Source organism: Bacillus sp. LR_5, assembly GCF_042709275.1.
The window spans coordinates 1-2876 of record NZ_JAVAXX010000487.1; the positions used below are offsets into that span (position 1 = coordinate 1).

Annotated in this window: 3 protein-coding genes; all 3 read left to right on the forward strand. The window is 45.7% G+C overall.

The genetic code is table 11. The annotated features are described in order from the left end of the window. The first annotated feature begins 113 nt into the window (after positions 1-113). The 3 genes from gpr (at position 114) to RAC86_RS37460 (ending at position 2843) form a co-directional block, all read left to right on the forward strand. Positions 114-1220, forward strand: coding sequence for a GPR endopeptidase (gpr, locus tag RAC86_RS37450; RefSeq protein ID WP_041905682.1), 1107 nt, complete (start codon positions 114-116; stop codon positions 1218-1220). Positions 1221-1282: 62 nt separating this feature from the next. Beyond that, positions 1283-2488, forward strand: coding sequence for a spore autolysin SpoIIP (gene spoIIP / locus RAC86_RS37455; RefSeq protein WP_377886831.1), 1206 nt, complete (start codon positions 1283-1285; stop codon positions 2486-2488). A 16-nt stretch (positions 2489-2504) separates the two neighbouring features. Next, positions 2505-2843: a YqxA family protein gene (locus RAC86_RS37460; RefSeq protein WP_061186856.1), complete on the forward strand. Its 339-nt coding sequence runs from the start codon at positions 2505-2507 to the stop codon at positions 2841-2843. The last annotated feature ends 33 nt before the right edge of the window (positions 2844-2876 follow it).

Below are 2876 nucleotides of genomic sequence, written 5' to 3' on the forward strand. Positions count from 1 at the left end.
TCTTTAGATTGCAATATAAATGTAAAGTATTTTTCATTGAAGGGTCTCTTTTTAGCATGATTCATTCAGCAAATGGCAACAATATAGGTACTTAATGTGAAGGAGGCCCCCTGATGAAAAAGAGTGAGCTAGATGTTAATCAGTATTTGATACGTACCGATTTAGCAGTTGAAACGAAGGAAGCGATGGCCAATCAGCAGGCTGTGCCGACAAAAGAAATTAAAGGTTTTATTGAAAAAGAACGCGATCGCGGCGGCATTAAAATCCGCACTGTTGATATTACAAAGGAAGGCGCGGAGCTCTCGGGAAAAAAAGAAGGGCGCTATTTAACGCTTGAGGCACAAGGAATCAGAGAGAATGATTCGGAAATGCAGGAAAAGGTCTCTGCTGTCTTTGCGGAGGAATTCTCGGCTTTTCTTGAAAGCCTTAATATCTCAAAAGATGCGAGCTGTTTGATCGTCGGGCTCGGCAACTGGAACGTAACACCTGACGCGCTGGGACCGATGGCTGTAGAAAATCTATTGGTCACAAGGCACTTGTTTAAGCTTCAGCCGGAAAATGTGCAGGAGGGCTACAGGCCCGTCAGTGCGTTTGCACCTGGTGTGATGGGGATTACGGGAATCGAAACGAGCGACATTATTAAAGGTGTGATTGAGCAATCGAAGCCTGATTTTGTCATTGCCATTGATGCATTGGCGGCGCGGGCGGTGGAAAGGGTCAACACTACCATTCAAATATCGGATACAGGCATTCACCCGGGATCAGGGGTGGGGAATAAACGAAAAGATTTAAGCAAAGACACGCTTGGCGTACCGGTGATTGCAATCGGAGTTCCGACGGTCGTTGATGCCGTGACGATTGCCAGCGATACGGTGGACTACATATTAAAACATTTTGGCAGAGAAATGAAGGATAACAGGCCGTCAAGATCGCTTGTTCCGGCTGGCATGACGTTTGGGAAAAAGAAAGTGCTCACTGAAGAAGATCTTCCTGATCAAAAGCAGCGTCAATCGTTCCTCGGCATTGTCGGAACCCTTCAAGAAGATGAAAAACGACAGCTCATTCACGAGGTGCTTTCGCCTTTAGGCCACAACTTAATGGTTACGCCGAAGGAAGTTGATTCTTTTATCGACGATATGGCAAATGTGCTGGCGAATGGGTTAAACACAGCGCTTCACGAAAAAGTGTCACAAGAAAACAAAGGCTCCTACAATCACTAAACAGTTCTACTTCCTCTAGCTTGTTCATAGAGTAATTACTAGACAAGCGCTGGAGGGATTCAATGAGAAATAAACGCAGAAACAGACAAATTGTTGTTGCGGTAAATGGCGGGAAAGCGGTAAAAGCCATCTTTCTATTTATCGTAAGCCTTATCGTGATTTTTGTTCTATCCGGTGTGCTGACGTCTCTCCGGCCGGAACTCAGGCCGTCGTCTGACTCTTTTTACGGAATTGCTGAAGAATTGCCGGGTGACGTGTTTGCACACTTGCTGCGGATGGAAAACCATTATTTCGCTTCTGATCTATCTCAAACCGATAGCTCATTTCATCTTTCGCGCCTTTCTTTGAAGCTGGCGACAAGTATTAACCTCGAAGATCCGCGGAGCTTTCTCGGCCGGGAGCTGCCGGGGTTTGCGCAATTTGATACTGAGATTCTGTTAGCTGGACAAGGCACGGACTATACGAATATGCCGGCGGAATCCCCGCCGCCGTCTAAGGTAATGGAGGAAGAAAGAGAAGCGAATTTGGCAGAGATTGAAAAACAGCAAACACAATCAGACAATGCGCAAAAAGATCCGCCGAAACAAACAACTGGTGATAAAAAGGTTGTCTTTATCTATCACACGCACAATACGGAATCATATCTTCCTCTATTAAAAGGCGAGACCGATCCTGATATGGCGCGCCATTCTAAAGCCAACGTCACGCTCGTAGGAGATATGTTCGGAAAAGCGCTTGAATCTCAAGGCATCGGAGCCACAGTGAACAAAACCGATATACAGGCAAAGCTGAACAAAAAAGGCTTAAACTATGCCAGATCCTATGATGAATCAAGACCGGTCGTCAAAGATGCGCTCGCCTCAAACAAAAATCTGCAATATATCATTGACATCCACAGAGACTCACGGCGCAAAAAAGATACGACGGCAACGATTAAGGGGAAAAGCTATGCCAGGGTAGCCTTTGTCGTTGGCAAAAAAAGCAAAAACTTCGAAGAAAACTATAAAATTGCGAGCGAGCTTCATAAGCTGATGGAGAAAAAATACCCCGGACTCAGCACAGGTGTCTTTTCAAAAGGCTCGCCAGGCGATAATGGTGTTTACAACCAGGATTTAACTGACAGAGCGCTTTTGCTCGAATTTGGCGGAGTGGATAATAATCTCGAAGAGCTACAGCGTGCGGCTGACGCAGCCGCGGATGTATTCAGCGAATTGTACTGGGATGCTGAAAAGGTCAACGCGGAGAACGGCGAGACGAAAAAACAATAAGAAATAGGTGGTTGATTTGATTGCATACTTTGGCAAATGCTTGCTGCTTGTCACGATCATGTTTTTAGGTGTTCTGTTCGGCATGCAGCAGGCGAATAACGGGATGCTCAGTATGAAAGGTTATCATGACCCTTCACTTAAGGGGGCGTTTACGCTCACCGACGGAAAAAACAATGAAAAAGAAGCCTCGATCTTAGGAGAAACAGTCACGGCGAAAGATTTAGAAGAAAAACAAAAAGAACTGGAACAGGTGGAAACGTTCAATGTGTTCTCTAAAGCCGGAAAAGCGCTTTCGGACACCGTAACCAACACAGCCCAGTCAATGTATGAATGGATACGGGATCTGAATCAATAGGTGCGTGAAAGAGAAAAGCAGCCCAGGTATGGC

What these genes read in the sequence shown, in the direction of transcription:
- gpr (WP_041905682.1), top strand. Translation starts at nt 114, where the DNA reads ATGAAAAAGAGTGAGCTAGATGTTAATCAGTATTTGATACGTACCGAT.
- spoIIP (WP_377886831.1), top strand. Translation starts at nt 1,283, where the DNA reads ATGAGAAATAAACGCAGAAACAGACAAATTGTTGTTGCGGTAAATGGC.